The organism is Arthrobacter sp. H20 (assembly GCF_000520515.1).
GTDB lineage: Bacteria > Actinomycetota > Actinomycetes > Actinomycetales > Micrococcaceae > Arthrobacter_D.
On the sequence record NZ_KI914735.1, the window covers coordinates 24,493 to 39,715 of the forward strand.

Below are 15,223 nucleotides of genomic sequence, written 5' to 3' on the forward strand. Positions count from 1 at the left end.
GCTGCCACATCGCCGCGTCGAGCAACTCCGGGTCCGGATCAAGGAAGGGGGTGCCATCCTCTGCCTCCCGGACCGCAGCCGAGACTAGACCTCTGATCAACGCGGCAAGGAGGACCGAGTCCTGGGCCTCGAGCTGGGCGTCACCTGTCCGCACCTCCAGGGTGGGATAAGCATCCGACAGTCGCGCCATCCAGGTCAGTACTCCGCGGTCGATGATCACCCCGGTTCCGACCAGACGTTCGATCCGGCGTTCGTAGTCTTCGGCATTGGCGAAGACTGGCGGGCAGCCTTGAACCGGCCACCGGCGGTAGTGCACCACCCGCCAACTCGCGAATCCGCTGTCCCGGTCCAGCCAGAACGGCGAGTTTGTGCTGAGAGCAGTGATCACCGGAAGCCATGGGCGGATCCGGTTCAGAGCCTGCACACCGCTCTCCTTGTCAGGGATTGCCACGTGGACGTGCAGCCCATTGACAAACTGGTCAGCCACTATGCCATGCGCACTTGCGCGGAGTTCGTGATAGCGCTGCTTGTCAGTCAGCTTAGGATACGCGTTCTCAATGCGGGGAGCCGTTGCTGAGCCGGTGGCCAGGACCCCCGCCTTCCGGGCAGCGGCAGAGATACGCCGTCGGAAATGGAGCAGCGATTCCTCTGCCTCGGTAAGGGTGGCGCAGACCGGGGTAGCCGTCTCTAGCTGGCAGCTGAGGAGTTCCCGTTGAACGTCCTCCGTCTGGATTGTCGGGGACTGCTCCAAGAGAGTCTGGACCTCGTTGGCCTGATAGACGGGTAACCCGGAGGTCGGGTCCAGCAGGAGGTATTCCTCTTCGATCCCCAGCGTTGTCATAGTGAACCTTTGCCTAGATGGGTGCGGGAGCGTGGCGTGAGCGTGTGGTGCTGATAGTGATCATCGCATCCTCGAAATGCACACGACTAATGCACCCGCTGCTCGACGGCTCTGGGCGTTGATCCGATATAGTCGGGATATCGGCGATGGATCCCGCCGGGGCGATGCCCGTACCGCCACACTGGCTGATGGTTCCTGCCTTTGACACTCGATAGAGGCAGGTGCGCCGTGTTCCCCTCAAATTCTCCGCATGGACCCTTACTGGTGGGCCTCGTGCCGGGGCAGGATAGCGTTGTTGTTGATACTGCGGCGTCGATGGCGAAGGCTCTCAACACTCAGATCATCTTCGTCTACGTCGACCCAGCCGGATTCCGGGTTTCCGCTGGCCCTTCGCACCGACGGTGGGCTGACTGATGCGGCCCAGCGGTCCGGCGCAAAGCGAGGTCCCCGCCGTTCGGCGTCCACATGTCCGGCCCACTCTCATCCTTCTTGTTTTCATCGGGGGGATGGCCGGAACACTGTGCAGATACTGGCTGGATGGGATCATTCCGACCCCTCGGGGTCTCCCGTTGCCCACCCTGGCTATTAACCTGTTTGGCTCGTTCCTGTTGGGGCTCCTCCTTGAGGCTCTCCTGCGCACAGGAGAAGACCGGGGGAAACGCCTGATGGTGCGCGTCCTGGCTGGCACTGGATTTCTCGGTGGATTCACCACCTACAGCGCGTTCGCGATCGAGGCGATCGAGCTGGGTGCCAACGGCGACTATTCGATAGCGGCCGGGTATGTGGGGCTCAGCCTGGTAGGCGGAATCTTGATGAGTTTCGCGGGGATTGGGGTTGGTGCAGCAATGACCCGCTCCAGACATGACCGGGGACCCTCCCCTGTCGGACGGAGCAGTGAATGAGCGTTCTCCTGGTGCTGCTGATCGGGGCAGCTGGCGGACTCGGCGCAGTGACCCGGTTTATGCTCGACGGCGTTGTGCGATTCCGGTTCGCGACGGCCATCCCGTGGAGCACTGTGGCGATCAATGTCCTGGGCTCCGGTTTGCTTGGGCTGCTGGCAGGACTGGCGCTCGGTGGCGGGCTGCCCGTGGAGCTTGAGCTGGCCGCTGGCGTCGGATTCCTGGGCGGGTTCACCACCTTTAGTACAGCGAGTGTTGAAACTCTTAGGCTGATCCAGAGCGGACGCGTGGGGCGTGGACTGGTCAACGCCCTGGGGACGGCCGCTCTTGCCCTTCTGGCCGCAGCGGCCGGGGTCGCAGTCGGGTCCCTTTTCGTGGGTAGTTAGCGGCGCGAGGGCTCGGGTAAACGGCAACCAGCATGGACGCCGTCGGACTCTATCCAGAGCGAGGTGGTCAGTTCCTCCCCAAAGTCGAAGGTCCTGGCGTCGGAGGTGTCGCCAACCTTCACGACCAGCGGGCCGCCGAAGGGCTTGCGTTCGAGGACCGTGACTGGCGCGTCAAGGTCGATCGACTCGGCCGCGAGAAACCTGAGCAATTCAGGATTTGCGTCGCTGATCCGGGTGATGCGGCCACGGTGGCCGTCGTCGAGCTCCCGCAGGGGAAGAGCGCTCGGCACGGTGATCCCCCCGTCCGCCGTCGGGATCGGATCCCCGTGCGGGTCACGGGACGGATAGCCGAGTTTCTGGTCGAGTCGCTCAATGAACGTGTCGGACACCGTGTGCTCCAGCAGCTCGGCCTCGTCGTGGACCTCATCCCACCGGTACCCGAGTTCGCGCACCAGGAACGTCTCCAGGAGACGGTGGCGGCGTACCATGGCCAAGGCAAGATGCAACCCGTCTTCGGTCAGCTCCACTGAGCTATACGGTTCATGCCGGGCAAGGCCCAGATCCATGAGTTTGCGAACCATCTCCGATACTGAGGAGTTGGCGACCGACAACCGGGACGCGAGCTGTGACGCGGTGATCGGCCGCTCCTGCCACTCGGTGAAGGAGTAGATGACCTTCACATAGTCCTGCACGCTCGATGACCCGGCGCTGAGGGCGGTAGCTGATCTGCGTGCCATCTCAGGCACCACCGACTGGCTGCTGACCGGTTGGCAGCGGGCTGGCGGTCAGGACAAAGGCGCGGCGGAGACGGCGTCGGTTACCCGCCTGCCAGAGGACACCGGTCCGTCGAGCGAACAGATACACCAGAACGAAGACGAGTGACTGGGAGAGCACCACTGCTGCGCCGGTCGAAATGTCCAGGTAGTAGCTGGCATAGATCCCGGCCACCGAGGCCACTGCGGTGATGCTCGCGGCGAGGATCAGCATCCGATCGAAACTGCGGGTCAGCAGGAAGGCCGTCGCGCCGGGGGTGATGAGCATGGCCACCACCAGGATGATCCCAACCGCCTGCAGACCGACGACGACGCTCAGCGCCAGCAGACCCAGCAGCAGGGCTGACAGCAGCCGGGTATTGAGCCCGATCACGTGCGCGTGGGTGCGGTCGAAGGCGAAGAGGGTGAGGTCGCGGCGTTTGTAGAGCAGGATGACCAGCGTGAGGACACCCAGAATGAGAACTTGCCACAATTCCCCAGTGGTGACACCCAGAACGTTTCCGAACAGAATGTGCATCAGGTCCACCTGGGACGGCGTCCGGGACACGATGGCTAGCCCAACCGCGAACAGGCCCGTGAACACCACCCCAATGACGGTGTCCGATTTCAGCTTGGTGGTCGACTTCACCAGCCCGATCAAAGCCACAGCGCCCGCACCGAAGACGAAGGCGCCGATTGAGAACGGGATACCAATGATGTAGGCGAGGGCGACGCCGGGCAGGACAGCGTGTGAGACGGCGTCGCCCATCAGCGACCACCCCATCAGGATCAGCCAGCAGGACAGCACTGACGCGACCACCGCAGCGCAGACTGTCACGATCAGGGCGCGGGTCAGAAATCCGTATTGGAGCGGTTCGGTGACGAAGGCGAGAAGGTCCATGGCGTTTTCCTTATTTCTCGTCGGCTGTTCGCCGAAGGGGGACGTTGGCCGGCGCGGCACCTGGCGTCGGACCAAACGCCAGCGCGAGTTTGTCGTGGGTCAGGACGGCCTCGGGTAGCCCATGGGCGAGGACCCGGTTATGCAGCAGGACCGCTTCGTCGCACAGCTCTGGGATACCCGCGAGGTCGTGGGTGGAAATCAGCGCCGTCCGGCCCTCGTCCCTGAGCTCCTGGAGCAGTCCGATCAGCGTTGCTTCGCTGGTCTTGTCGACGCCGGCGAACGGCTCGTCGAGGAGCAGGAGCTGAGCGTCCTGGGCAATGCTGCGTGCCACGAAGGCTCTCTTCTTTTGGCCGCCGGACAGCTCGCCGATCTGGCGGTGGCGTTGCTGGCTCAGACCAACGCGTTCGAGGGCCTCGTCGACGGCGTCACGGTCGGCTCGACTGGCACGTCGGGACTGCGGCATCCTGCCGTAGCGACCCATGAGGACAACGTCGCCCACCGACAGGGGAAAGGTCCAGTCGACGTCCTCCGATTGGGGGACATAGGCCACCAGGTTGCTGCGCCGGGCGGTGCGGTGGTCCGTGCCGAAGATCGCAACAGTACCGGCCTGTGGCTGGACGAGCCCCATCAGGCATTTGAAGAGCGTCGACTTACCCGACCCGTTGACCCCGATCAGGCCGCAGATCCGGGCTCTCGCCACGATGAGGTCGACGTCGGTCAGCGCCGTGACCTCGTTGTAACTGACGCTGAGCCCTGAGACGGCGATGGCTGCGACGGATTCAGCGCCCATCGACGTGGGGTGTGGGAGGGCGAACGAGGTCATGAGGTGAGCCCATCAGTAATCATTGCAATGTCGTACCGGAGGAGATCGAGGAACGTGGGCACTGGACCGTCCGGGCCGGAGAGTGAGTCGACATACAGCGGGCCGATCAGTTCGGCGCCCGTGGCCAACGCAACCTGTTCCTGGGCGGACGGGTTGACCGTCGACTCGCAGAACACTGCGGGAACCTCATTGGCTTCGACAAAGCCGATCACTTCCCTGATCTGACGGGGCGTTCCTTCGGCGTCTGAGTTGACCGGCCAGATAAACGCCTCCTCGAGTCCCGCGTCCCGCGCCAGATAGGAAAAGGCACCCTCGCAGGTGACCAAGGCGGGCGTCGACGCATCGGTGAAGGCTGACTCCAGGCCGTCCAGCATGTCCTGCAGTTCGGCTTTGATGCGCTGGCCATTGGCCGCGAATGCGGCGGCGTGCGCCGGGCTGAGGTCAGTTAGCGCCGTCACGATGTTGTCGACGTAGATTTGCGCTGCAGCGGGTGACATCCAGGCATGGGGGTTGGGCAGGCCACTATAGGCTCCGGCGCGGATATCCACTGGCTCCACACCCTTTGACAGGACAACGTGGGGGGCGTCGACAGAGAGAACAAAGCGTTTGAACCACCGTTCCAGTCCCAGCCCGTTGTCAAGAATCAGGTCGGCGTCCTGCGCGTTGACCAGGTCGGACGGGGTGGGGTCATAGCCGTGGATTTCGGCACCGATCTTGGTGATGGATTCGACCCGGACATGCCCGCCGCCTACCTGGTCGGTGAGGTCAGCGAGGACGCTGAAGGTGGTCAAGACCATAGGCCGGTCATCGTTGTCGGCGGGCCTGGCGAGCGCTGCAGGGCTGGCCCCGCAGCCGGCTAGGGCCAGCACCGTCAGAAAAGCGAGCGGGACCAGAAACTTCGGCATACCTAAATCTAGCGCAAAGGGACGCCTAAAGGTAGGTTTTCGACGCGTCAGGTCCGGGAGGCCCGCCAGACATGGGTGAAGTACGGCAACTCCACCGCTGCCTCCGGGATGAATCCGAGATGCTCGTGGAGGTACCAGTCGAGGTTGGCTTCCACCTTCGCGCGAATCGCCGGGGTGGCCCGCCGGTAGTAGCTTCTGGATTTCGCCAGTTCCACGATGTCTGCGGTGATCAGCGTCTGGGTCCAGCGATTCGACAGGTGTTCGGGTGGGCCAAAATTCTGCCCGATGGTTGGCCGATGATCGGGTCTGTAGACGTCCCCGGCATGCATGATCCGGCTGAGCCGGTGCACCCACGGGAGCGAGACGTCCAGCTGATTCCAGAGCAGCGCAATGCTGCCACCGGGAACCAGGATGCGGGCGGACTCCCTGGCCGCCGCCGCTGGATCGAGCCAGTGCCAGGCCTGGGCGATCGACACCAGCTGCACTGACGCCGTCGCCAGTCCGGTCGACTCAGCCGTACCGACCACTGTGGTTACCTGCGGGAGCTTGGATCGCAGAACGTCAAGCATGTCGTGTGAGGGGTCGACGGCGGTGACGTCCAGTCCTCGCTTCACCAGCTCCGCGGTGAAGAGTCCGGTGCCGGCGCCGACGTCGGCCGCGGTCAAGGCTCCCGCCGCAAGGACCCAGTCCACGCTCTCTGCCGGGTAGCCGGGCCGGACCCTGTCGTATTGTTCACCGCCGTTGAGGTAGCCGCCGGCAAGGTGGATTCGGCGGGTGACGTGCAGACGTGGACCGCCGCGGGGCATGGTGTGTTCTCCTTCGCAGGCCGGGACAGAATAAGCCAATGCCTAGGGTATCGCGCACCGGGCGATCAGGTTCGGGGCATGTGGGGGGACCAGGCCGGGACGGTGTGGGTCTCGACCGCCGGTAGGAAGCGTTCCTCCTCGACCATTTAGTCTGCTCTCAGGTCATCGGTTGGTTGGCTTTGCTACCAAACCTTAGAGCAGGTCATCAACATCAGGGTTGAGGATCTGCAGCACGTCATTGTGAAGGGTGCTGTTGGTGGCCAACGCGTTGCCGCCGAAGGGGCCATCAGTGCCCTCCAGGGAGGTGAACCGTCCGCCGGCCTCAGTGATGATTGGTACCAGCGCGGCCATATCGTACAGGTTGAGCTCCGGTTCGCAGGCGATGTCGACCGCGCCCTCCGCCACCAGGCAGTAGGACCAGAAGTCGCCGTACGCGCGACTGCGCCAGACCGAGTCGGTGAGCGTCAGGAATTCCGGCAGGTTTCCGCGCTCCTTCCAGCCCGACAGGCTTGAATAGGACAACGAGGCATCCTCAAGCCTTGACACGTTGGACACCTTGAGCCGTGTCGCTGCTGCGAGGGACTTACCCATGTAAGCGCCGGTTCCAGTAGCGGCCCACCAGCGTTTGCCCAACGCCGGGGCGCTGACCAATCCGACGACCGGTTGTCCCTCGTCGACGAGGGCTATCAGGGTGGCCCACACGGGGACACCCCGGACGAAGCTCTTGGTACCGTCAATCGGGTCGATGATCCAGCGGCGTGAGCCGGCACCACTGCTGCCGAATTCTTCGCCGAGGACCGCGTCACGGGGACGTGCGCGGGAGAGTTGGCCTCTAATCGACTCCTCGGCTGCCTTGTCTGCGTCAGTAACCGGTGTGAGATCGGGCTTGGTCTCCACCACCAAATCCAAAGCCTTGAATCGCGACATGGTCTGGTCGTCTACAGAATCGGCCATGACGTGGGCAAGGCGCAGATCATCGTTATAACTTTGGCGGTGGTTCATACCTTCAACCTATCGCCTAACCCGGCCATAGTGCGGGATGCTCCACGGCCCGTGGCACCACTGATGGAGCAATGAAGCCTTAAACACCACAGGACACCGGCGGCAGTGAGCCGCATTGGTGTCCTGTGGGGAGCCGTCCAGTGGCGGCAGTGAGCCGCATTGGTGTCCTGTGGGGAGCCGTCCAGTGGGACGGGCTACGTATCGGGGTTACTAGATAACGGTGATGTTCTCGGCCTGCGGTCCCTTGGGGCCCTGCGTGGTCTCGAAGTTCACCTTCTGGTTCTCTTCGAGTGCGCGGAATCCGCTGGAGTTGATTGCCGAGAAGTGGGCGAATACATCCGCGCCGCCGTCGTCAGGAGCAATGAATCCAAAGCCCTTTTCAGCGTTGAACCATTTGACTGTACCTGTTGCCATTTTTTTCATATTCCTTGTGTGTGAGAATCCCCCCGTGCTTCGGGGTTCTCGTCGCAGTGATAGCTAGAGCCGTCAGAAAAGATTCACTCTCCGGAGGGAGAACCAAATCCCACATTAGGTGTGCAACACCACAACTGCTTTAAGCCTATCAGGTCTACTGTTCGCCGAGCTCTTTTGCTTCCTGCGTATTTCCCTTGGGCTCGGGGACACTCGAGCCGAGTAACCGGCGCAGTGAGGCGAGCCTCACGGGCCCCGATATACCCGCCAGCCCGTCCCGCACCCAGGGGTCCAAGCCGCACTTCACCGCGAGCCGGTCGTGGCGGCAGCCCCTGGCACAGTCAGCGGTGCCTGGCTCTAGGTCGGGAAATGCCTGAAGTATGCGGTCCGGGTCCACATGCGCCAGTCCAAACGAACGAATACCCGGGGTATCGATAATCCACGTCCCTGGCAGGGAATCCCCGGCTTTGAGCGCGACGGCCGACGACGACGTATGCCGTCCCCGACCGGTCACCGCATTCACCCCACCGGTTGCCCGCGTGGATCCGGTCAGCGCATTGACCATTGTGGATTTTCCTACCCCTGAGTGTCCCAGCAGCACACTGACCTTGCCGTCCAGATAGGACCGCAGCTGGCTCACGGCGTCACCGAGGAGCCGGGCGGACAGCCCGTCGTCAGATGTGCTCTCCACCCCGTCATCGTCGGTGGCGGTCCGGCTGATAATGACCGGAAGGTCAAGGTGCCGATAGTTGTCGAGCAGCTCGGTGGGGTCCTTCAGGTCTGCTTTGGTGACACAGAGGATCGGCTGAATACCGGCGTCGTACGCTGCCACGAGGGCGCGGTCGATGAAGCCGGTCCGCGGTTCAGGGTTGGCCGCAGCAACGACGATCACCAGCTGGTCGGCATTGGCGACGACGGCCCGCTCCACGGGGTCGGTGTCGTCGGCGCTGCGGCGCAAGAGCGTCCGGCGCTCCTCCACCCGCACCAGCCGGGCCAATGCGTCGGGTCCGCCCGAGAGGTCGCCGACCAGAGCCACCAGGTCACCCGCGACAACAGGAGTGCGTCGCAGCTCACGAGCCCGCGCCGCGATGACTGTCCGCTCGCCCTCGGCGTCCTCGTCGACGACGGCTGTGTAGCGTCCGCGGTCGACTGTGATGATCCGTCCGGTGACGGCGTCGTCGTACGCCGGACGATCTTTGGTGCGGGGCCGGGTCCCCTTCTTGTTGGGGCGGACTCTGATGTCGGACTCGTCCCAGGACCGTGAGCCCCCGCGGTTCCCGCCGGTGGCCACCGTCAGCGACCCATCACTTCGGCCGCTGGGTTCTCGGTCACGACGAGATCGGCCCAGAGCGCTGGGAACTGGGGCATGGTCTTGGCAGTGGTGCCGATGTTCTCGACCTCAACCCCGGGGACAGCGAGCCCGATGATGGCGCCGGCTGTCGCCATCCGATGATCCTCGTAGGTCCTGAACAGGCCCTTGTGCAATGGGGCTGGGCTGATTGTCAGGCCGTCGGCGGTCTCAGCGACGGCACCGCCGAGTCGATTAATCTCGGTGGCCAGTGCGTTAAGCCGGTCGGTCTCATGGCCACGCAGGTGCGCGATCCCGGTGAGGGTCGACGGCGAATCGGCCAGTGCGCACAGAGCCGCGACTGTAGGGGCCAGCTCGCTGGTGTCGGCGAGGGCGGCACCGCGGATCCTAGGTCCGCCCGTGACTGTCAAGGTCCCCTGTGACAGGGAAACGTCGGCGCCGAGTTGCCCGAGGATCTGCCGCCATTGGTCACCAACCTGGGAGGTGCTTTCGGGCCAGTTGGGGATCCGCACGGTGCCTCCGGTGACCAGCGCCGCCGCAAGGAAGGGGCCAGCATTGGAGAGGTCCTGTTCGATCCTGACGTCGATTGCACCAATGGTCCCCGGGGATACCAGCCACTGATTGGGCACCGAGTCATCCACCTGAACGCCTACCTCTCGCAGGACCTTCACTGTCATCGCTATGTGATCGAGGCTCGGGACGGGAGGGCCAACATGTTCCAGCTGAAGCCCGTCTGTGAAGCGGGAGCCGATCAGCAGCAGGGCTGAGACAAACTGTGAGGAGGCGCTGGCGTCCACCACCAGCCTGCCGCCAGGGATGGAGCCGGTACCCGTGACGGCGAAGGGAAGCTGGTGGCCACCTGCGTCAGAAACGGCAACGCCGAGGCCCCGGAGGGCCTCGATCACAGCACCCATAGGGCGCTGTCGGGCGTGGGGGTCACCATCAAACGAAGTCACCCCCTGGCGCAGCGCGGCAAGCGGCGGGACAAACCTCATCACGGTGCCAGCAAGTCCGCAGTCGATTGAGGTGTCCCCGGCCACGGCGAAGTCAATCGGCGTCACCAGCAGATCGGGGCCGAACTGGCCATCCCCAGCAACCTCGGACACGTCGGCGCCGAGGGCGCGGAGCGCCGTAACCATCAACGCCGAATCGCGCGAGATCAGCGGGGCTCGGAGCCTCGACTGACCGTCAGCCAGGGCTGCAAGGATCAGATATCGGTTGGTGAGCGACTTGGAGCCGGGCACCTGGACCGTCGCATTGACCGGCGAAGTTGCGAAGGGTGCCGGCCAATGCGGCAGTTCCACGTGGGTCACTGAGTTGTTAGCTCACCAGATCGGATGCAGTCTTGCGGACTGACTTGTTGGCCTTTTTGAGCTGCTTCTCGGTGTCACGGGCAATGCTCTTGGCATTCTTGCGGGTGTCGTGACTGAGGGCCTTGGCGTTGCGCTTCGCGTCAGAGGCCAGGTGCTCGGCGCGCCAGGCCAGCCCGGGCCGACCGTTGGTGTCCACAGAGGCCAACAGCACGGCACCGATGAGTGAGACATTCTTCAGCAGCTGATTGCGCCGGCTCTTCCGCGCCTCAGCTGTTGAAGAGTCTGCTGATTTAAAGTCGACCAGGGTGTTCAGGCCAGCAGTGCCAACCAGCACCAGCGCAGCTACCCGGGAGAAGCGTCCAATTCCGAGAAGAGCTGCTGCCCCCACCTGAGCAGCGCCGAGTGCCTGCGCCACCAGCTTCTCGTTGGCGGTGACCGACGCAGCTGAGGGCACCGCCTTGTTGATGCGGTCAAGGGTTGGCCGAAGCTGTGTTCCTGCTGCCTCAGCGTTCCGCAGCCGGTCGATACCGGCCACCACGAACGAACTTGCAAGCATTGGGCGGGCTACTACGCGAACAAGGGTCATGATTGCCTCCTGGCTGTTGACTGATCGGGCACTTGAGTCCTAGTTTTGCACTTTTCAATTGGTAAGGCGACACGGGTAACTGGGATGGGCCGCTCAAGAGGTGGGATGGCCGTGTCAGCTGACGAGCGGCTCCGGAATAACCAACCGCCACCAGCGGTTATGCGGAACAGACAGCAAACCGAACCAAAGAGAGGCGGACGATGACGGTGATTTCCCCAACAGTCAGTAAAACGCCTGATTTCCAGCTGACAGTGGCACCAGTGCGTCCCCGCGGACGCGGGCGCGTAGACTTTTCCTCAATGAATACAACAGCCGCGGCGGGCAGTTCCCCAGCCGAAGACGACCAACTGGATGTAGCAACGGAATCCGATGCGGAACGCAAGATCCGTTTCGAGCGCGATGCCATGCAGTATGTGGATCAACTGTACTCGGCTGCCATGAGGATGGCCCGCAACCCAGCTGATGCTGAGGACTTGGTGCAGGAGGCCTATACCAAGGCTTTCTCGGCATTCCATCAGTACAAGCCGGGCACCAACCTGAAGGCGTGGCTGTACCGTATTCTCACCAACACCTATATCAACCTGTACCGCAAGCGGCAACGTGAGCCGCTGCAGTCCCACTCGGACACTATCGAAGACTGGCAACTCGCCAAGGCCGCCGAACACACCCCCACCGGCCTACGGTCCGCCGAGGTGGAAGCACTCGATCACCTCCCTGACTCGGACGTCAAGCAGGCGCTGCAGGCCATTCCAGAGGAGTTCCGGCTGGCCGTCTACTTCTCCGATGTGGAGGGGTACGCGTACAAGGAAATTTCAGAAATCATGAACACGCCCATCGGCACCGTAATGTCGCGGCTGCACCGCGGGCGGAAGCTGCTGCGGGAACTACTCGCCGAATACGCTCACGATCGTGGCCTTGGGGCAGCGAAGGTGGCGGCGGGTAGTGGCACGGCGAAGACAGAGGAGAGTGGACAATGAGCGATTGCCAGAGCCTTGGCGACTGCGCCGATTCCCGAATCGAGCGCCTGTATGACTATCTCGACGGGGCGTTGTCACATGACGACCTGGTGGAGATCAAAAACCATCTTGAAGACTGCCCCGAGTGCGCTGAGGAGCACGACCTCGAATGCGTGATCCGATCAGTGGTTAAACGATCCTGCACCGAGGTGGCACCCACTACCCTGAAAACAAGCATCCTTGACCGGATCAGTCAGATCAAAACAGCTGAGCACTGACCCAGAGCAAAAAAGGGAGCCCCGTAGCCGATGATGGCTCGGGGGCTCCCTTTTTGCTGCTAGCCCGACTGCTCAGGCGTTGGGGCGCTTACCGTGGTTAGCGCCGCTCTTCTTGCGGTCGCGCTTCTTGCGTGCTCGCTTGCTCATGGCTGCCTCCTTGCTCCTGAAGTGTTTTTTACTACCATCCAGTCTCCCACACTTCCGGGTGCAGCCCCTCAACCGTCAATGTCGCTACCCGGGCGTTCGGTCCTAGGATGGTAGGACAGTCGAACCGAAGGAGCTTTACGTGACCCGCGCCGTATACGTTGACTCATTTTCCACCGACAACCCACTGAACGGATTGGTGGTTGGCGATATAGCCGCCAGCGAGCCGCCTGAAGGCTACCGCCGGGTCACCGTGCGAGCCTCTGCGCTGAACCACCACGATCTGTGGTCCCTCAGGGGAGTGGGCCTCAGTGAAGACAAGCTGCCGATGGTCCTGGGCTGCGATGCAGCAGGCGTCGACGATGACGGCAATGAAGTCCTGGTGCACGGAGTGATTTCTTCAGCTGGCTGGGAAGGCGAGGAAACCCTCGACCCCAAGCGGACGCTGCTCTCCGAAAAGTTGCCGGGAGCGATGGCCGACGTCGTCTGGGTTCCCCAGCGCAACCTCATTCCCAAGCCCGGCGAGCTGAGCTTTGAGGAGGCCGCCTGCCTTCCCACCTCATGGCTTACCGCCTACCGGATGCTGTTCACCGTTTCACCCGCCGCTCCAGGGTCCACCATCTTGGTACAGGGCGCAGGCGGGGGAGTAGCCACCGCACTCATCTCATTGGCCAGCGCTGCTGGCTTCCGGGTCTGGGCGACCAGCCGGAGCAAGGACAAACAGGAGCGGGCCCGCATGCTGGGTGCCGCAGCCGTGTTCGACGACGGCGCACGCCTGCCGGAGCGCGTTGATGTCGTCTTCGATTCGGTCGGCGAAGCTACCTGGGCCCATTCCTTGAAGTCGCTGAAGCCAGGCGGCGCGGTTGTGACCTGCGGCGCCACCAGCGGCTCGGCTCCCGGTGCTGATTTAAACCGGGTGTTTTTCCTTCAGCTGAAGGTGCTGGGTTCCACCATGGGGACCCGCGAGGAACTGATTCGGCTCACCCGCTTCCTCGTCGCGACCGGAGTACGTCCCGAGATCGACGAAGTGTTTCCCCTTGATCAGGCGGAAAAAGGCTTCCGGAAAATGATCGACGGCGACGTTTTCGGCAAGATCGTCTTCAGCCACTAGCAGTTGGCGGCTGACTAGTCGTCGTTGCTGTCGTCATCAGAGCCACCATCGGAATTGTCGTCTGAATCACCCTCCGAATCGTTGTTCGAGTCATCTCCGGTGTCGTTGTTGTTGAAGCCGCCGCCGCCGTCCTGCTGCTGTTCCTGGTTCTGGTCGTCATCATTCGTGGTATCGCAACCCACCAGGAAGAAGGCGGCGAAAATGAAGGCGACTGACGACGCCTTTTTGATGGTGGTCTTCATTTCAATGGTCCGTTTCGTCGTCGGCCTGGCGGGTGGTTAATGCACCACCGTACACAGCGAAGATGAGAGGACCAACGCCAGTCTCTGTGAATAACCTGACCGCGGAAGTGGAACCGTTGACAATAAGTAGGCTTAGGGTTTACGTTTCTCCTGTTGCTTCAGACCCGGGCAGCGAGGTCCAGAACCACTCTGAGTGGCCTTGGTCCTCCCGCGTCTGGTGAACAGCTCCCCGCGCCCCGCACGGTCAGGTACCAGGTCCGAGACTCCCCTCAGCTTCGGTTACTGGAACTCCCTACACATCGAGACTTTCTCGAACAACGGAGGTTCACATGCAGGAAACTCTTATGGGCGGACTGGCGGCGGTGGTGGCGTTTGTGCCGCTCCTGTTGCTTTTCCTCGTCATTCTCATCGTCGGTTTGCTTATTGCCAAAGCGATTTCGAAGGCACTGTCCAAGCTCTTGGAAAAGGTCGGCTTTGACCGTTTGGTCGAACGCGGCGGAGTGAAGAAGGCGTTGGAAAATTCTTCTCTGGACGCCAGCGACATCATCGCGAAGATTCTTTATTACACGCTGGTGCTGTTTGTGTTGCAGTTCGCGTTCGGTGTCTTTGGACCTAACCCGGTCAGTGATCTGTTGGCCGGCATCATCGCGTTCCTGCCGAAGATCATTATCGCGATCATCATCGTCATCATCAGTGCTGCGGTCGCCGCAGCTGTCAAAACCCTCATCCAGGGTTCACTCGGAGGCCTGTCCTACGGCAAGGTCCTCGCCAACATTGCCAGCATCTTCATCATCGGCATCGGTGTGATCGCCGCGCTGAATCAGGTTGATATTGCCGTCACGGTGACCACCCCGATCCTGATCGCAGTCCTGACAGCCATTGTTGGCGTCATCGTTGTCGGCGTCGGTGGAGGGCTGATCAAGCCCATGTCGCAGCGGTGGGAGCAGTACCTCACCAAGGCCGAGGAAGAAGCCCCCCGCATCAAGCAGGAGGCCCAGAGCTCGCCGTCGGTGAAGGAGCAGGCTCAGCAGGCTAAGGCTAAAGCCGAGCGAGAAAAAGCCAGGACCGAGCCTCAGGGTCCGGGCGCTCACCGCTACTAAAAGTTTACCGGCACCAACGCACTGCACACCACGTCACATCCAACATTGAATGCAAGGAGCAGACCATGATTACGCAGGAAAACATTGACCGCTTGTTGAGCACCGGCGGAAACGTCATCGATAGTGACGGCGCGAAAGTCGGATCGGTTGGTCAGATTTATCTTGATGATCAGACCGGGAACCCGAGCTGGGTCACCGTGAAGACCGGAATGTTCGGCACATCGGAGTCCTTCGCACCGCTCGAAGGGGCAAGCGTCGACGGCGACGACGTCCGGGTCGGGTATTCCAAGGACCAGATCAAGGACGCGCCGCGGGTGGATCCCGATGGTGACCTCAGTGTTGAAGAGGAGAGCCGTCTGTACCAGCATTACGGACTCAGCGCGCCTGGAGGCACCGGAAACTACGCTGAGTCCCAGTCCAGGGATATTGACGTTAAAAACCAGCCCGGTTACCAGTCC

The 15,223-nt window shown here is 62.4% G+C and carries 19 protein-coding genes and 1 riboswitch; of the genes, 7 read left to right on the top strand and 12 right to left on the bottom strand.

The features are described from left to right. Positions 1-841 (bottom strand): carboxylate-amine ligase (locus Y703_RS19520; protein ID WP_051427530.1); only part of this gene is annotated, 841 nt, incomplete at its 3' end. A gap of 133 nt (positions 842-974) precedes the next feature. Then, a riboswitch (Fluoride riboswitch) is annotated at positions 975-1,046 on the top strand. A gap of 277 nt (positions 1,047-1,323) precedes the next feature. Here Y703_RS19520 and Y703_RS19525 point away from each other — a divergent pair. Together Y703_RS19525 and Y703_RS0111395 are read left to right on the top strand one after the other, a co-directional pair. Next, the gene (locus tag Y703_RS19525; RefSeq protein ID WP_275450774.1) at positions 1,324-1,743 is read left to right on the top strand and encodes a fluoride efflux transporter FluC; all 420 of its coding nucleotides are present in this window, start codon (positions 1,324-1,326) and stop codon (positions 1,741-1,743) included. Then, positions 1,740-2,126: a fluoride efflux transporter FluC gene (locus tag Y703_RS0111395; RefSeq protein WP_026552797.1), complete on the top strand. Its 387-nt coding sequence runs from the start codon at positions 1,740-1,742 to the stop codon at positions 2,124-2,126. The genes Y703_RS19525 and Y703_RS0111395 overlap by 4 nt, the downstream gene beginning before the upstream one ends. Here the strand turns inward: Y703_RS0111395 and Y703_RS0111400 are convergent. The 10 genes from Y703_RS0111400 to Y703_RS0111445 all read right to left on the bottom strand — a co-directional run bounded on the left by Y703_RS0111400 (position 2,123) and on the right by Y703_RS0111445 (position 10,934). Next, positions 2,123-2,863 (bottom strand): metal-dependent transcriptional regulator, encoded by a 741-nt coding sequence (locus Y703_RS0111400; protein ID WP_051427531.1) that lies wholly within the window; start codon positions 2,861-2,863, stop codon positions 2,123-2,125. The two genes, Y703_RS0111395 and Y703_RS0111400, sit on opposite strands and share 4 nt — an antisense overlap. A 1-nt stretch (position 2,864) precedes the next feature. Further along, positions 2,865-3,779 carry a metal ABC transporter permease gene (locus Y703_RS0111405; protein WP_026552799.1) on the bottom strand — a complete coding sequence of 305 codons (915 nt, stop codon included), beginning with the start codon at positions 3,777-3,779 and terminating at the stop codon, positions 2,865-2,867. A gap of 10 nt (positions 3,780-3,789) precedes the next feature. Beyond that, positions 3,790-4,602 carry a metal ABC transporter ATP-binding protein gene (locus Y703_RS19530; protein WP_081743511.1) on the bottom strand — a complete coding sequence of 271 codons (813 nt, stop codon included), beginning with the start codon at positions 4,600-4,602 and terminating at the stop codon, positions 3,790-3,792. Further along, positions 4,599-5,507, bottom strand: coding sequence for a metal ABC transporter solute-binding protein, Zn/Mn family (locus tag Y703_RS0111415; RefSeq protein WP_051427532.1), 909 nt, complete (start codon positions 5,505-5,507; stop codon positions 4,599-4,601). Before Y703_RS0111415 ends, Y703_RS19530 begins: the two co-directional genes overlap by 4 nt. 47 nt (positions 5,508-5,554) lie before the next feature. Then, positions 5,555-6,313, bottom strand: coding sequence for a class I SAM-dependent methyltransferase (locus tag Y703_RS0111420; protein WP_026552801.1), 759 nt, complete (start codon positions 6,311-6,313; stop codon positions 5,555-5,557). A 192-nt stretch (positions 6,314-6,505) separates the two neighbouring features. After that, a complete protein-coding gene (gene hisN / locus Y703_RS0111425) occupies positions 6,506-7,315 on the bottom strand; it encodes a histidinol-phosphatase (protein ID WP_026552802.1) in 810 nt (269 codons plus the stop codon). Between the two features lie 210 nt (positions 7,316-7,525). Beyond that, a complete protein-coding gene (locus Y703_RS0111430) occupies positions 7,526-7,729 on the bottom strand; it encodes a cold-shock protein (RefSeq protein WP_019483099.1) in 204 nt (67 codons plus the stop codon). Between the two features lie 154 nt (positions 7,730-7,883). Continuing rightward, positions 7,884-9,017 carry a ribosome small subunit-dependent GTPase A gene (gene rsgA, locus Y703_RS0111435; protein WP_026552803.1) on the bottom strand — a complete coding sequence of 378 codons (1,134 nt, stop codon included), beginning with the start codon at positions 9,015-9,017 and terminating at the stop codon, positions 7,884-7,886. A 2-nt stretch (positions 9,018-9,019) separates the two neighbouring features. Then, positions 9,020-10,348, bottom strand: a complete 1,329-nt coding sequence (gene aroA / locus Y703_RS0111440; protein ID WP_026552804.1) for a 3-phosphoshikimate 1-carboxyvinyltransferase — start codon at positions 10,346-10,348, stop codon at positions 9,020-9,022. Positions 10,349-10,355: 7 nt separating this feature from the next. After that, positions 10,356-10,934, bottom strand: coding sequence for a DoxX family protein (locus Y703_RS0111445; protein WP_026552805.1), 579 nt, complete (start codon positions 10,932-10,934; stop codon positions 10,356-10,358). Positions 10,935-11,134: 200 nt separating this feature from the next. On the opposite strand from Y703_RS0111445, the gene Y703_RS0111450 reads away from it, so the two are divergent. The 3 genes from Y703_RS0111450 to Y703_RS0111460 all read left to right on the top strand — a co-directional run bounded on the left by Y703_RS0111450 (position 11,135) and on the right by Y703_RS0111460 (position 13,423). Continuing rightward, positions 11,135-11,911 carry a sigma-70 family RNA polymerase sigma factor gene (locus Y703_RS0111450; RefSeq protein WP_026552806.1) on the top strand — a complete coding sequence of 259 codons (777 nt, stop codon included), beginning with the start codon at positions 11,135-11,137 and terminating at the stop codon, positions 11,909-11,911. Next, a complete protein-coding gene (gene rsrA, locus Y703_RS0111455) occupies positions 11,908-12,168 on the top strand; it encodes a mycothiol system anti-sigma-R factor (protein WP_019483104.1) in 261 nt (86 codons plus the stop codon). Before Y703_RS0111450 ends, rsrA begins: the two co-directional genes overlap by 4 nt. A 286-nt stretch (positions 12,169-12,454) precedes the next feature. Continuing rightward, positions 12,455-13,423, top strand: coding sequence for a zinc-binding dehydrogenase (locus Y703_RS0111460; RefSeq protein ID WP_026552807.1), 969 nt, complete (start codon positions 12,455-12,457; stop codon positions 13,421-13,423). Positions 13,424-13,437: 14 nt separating this feature from the next. On the opposite strand, the gene Y703_RS0111465 is transcribed toward Y703_RS0111460, so the two are convergent. After that, a complete protein-coding gene (locus Y703_RS0111465) occupies positions 13,438-13,665 on the bottom strand; it encodes a hypothetical protein (RefSeq protein WP_026552808.1) in 228 nt (75 codons plus the stop codon). Positions 13,666-13,994: 329 nt separating this feature from the next. Here Y703_RS0111465 and Y703_RS0111470 point away from each other — a divergent pair, with 329 nt between their 5' ends. Continuing rightward, positions 13,995-14,765 (top strand): mechanosensitive ion channel family protein, encoded by a 771-nt coding sequence (locus tag Y703_RS0111470; RefSeq protein WP_026552809.1) that lies wholly within the window; start codon positions 13,995-13,997, stop codon positions 14,763-14,765. Positions 14,766-14,830: 65 nt separating this feature from the next. Further along, a partial coding sequence (locus tag Y703_RS0111475; protein ID WP_026552810.1) for a PRC-barrel domain-containing protein occupies positions 14,831-15,223 on the top strand: 393 nt, incomplete at its 3' end.